Origin of the sequence: Klebsiella sp. EMBS2024, from assembly GCF_036233805.1 — a bacterium.
Taxonomy (GTDB): Bacteria; Pseudomonadota; Gammaproteobacteria; order Enterobacterales; family Enterobacteriaceae; genus Klebsiella; species Klebsiella pneumoniae.
The window spans coordinates 25,666-26,198 of the sequence record NZ_JAZARW010000002.1 but is presented as its reverse complement, the minus strand read 5'-3'; the positions used below and the strand labels follow the sequence as shown (position 1 = coordinate 26,198).

The 533-nt window shown below is 54.0% G+C and carries 1 protein-coding gene; it reads left to right on the top strand.

The annotated features are described in order from the left end of the window. Positions 1–533, top strand: a 533-nt coding sequence (locus VZP09_RS24360) for a Tn3 family transposase (RefSeq protein WP_328795509.1), incomplete at both ends; no start/stop codon positions are given.

Below are 533 nucleotides of genomic sequence, written 5' to 3'. Positions count from 1 at the left end.
CTGACCACCATTCTGGCTGACGGCATCAACCTTGGGCTGACAAAAATGGCGGAATCCTGCCCTGGGGCCACAAGATCGTCACTCGAAGGTATTCAGGCATGGTACATCAGGGATGAAACTTATTCAGCGGCACTGGCCGAGCTGGTCAACGCACAGAAAGAGCGGCCTCTGGCCGCATTCTGGGGCGACGGGACAACATCGTCGTCAGACGGGCAGAACTTTCGGGTAGGCAGTCACGGACGTTATGCCGGTCAGGTCAATCTTAAATATGGTCAGGAGCCGGGCGTGCAGATTTATACGCATATCTCAGACCAATACAGCCCGTTCTACGCCAAAGTGATCAGCCGGGTGCGCGACTCAACCCACGTGCTTGATGGCCTGCTGTACCATGAAAGCGATCTGGAAATTACCGAGCATTACACCGATACCGCAGGCTTCACTGAACATGTTTTCGCCCTGATGCACCTGCTGGGATTCGCTTTTGCGCCAAGGATCCGTGATCTTCATGACAAGCGGCTGTTTATTCATGGAAA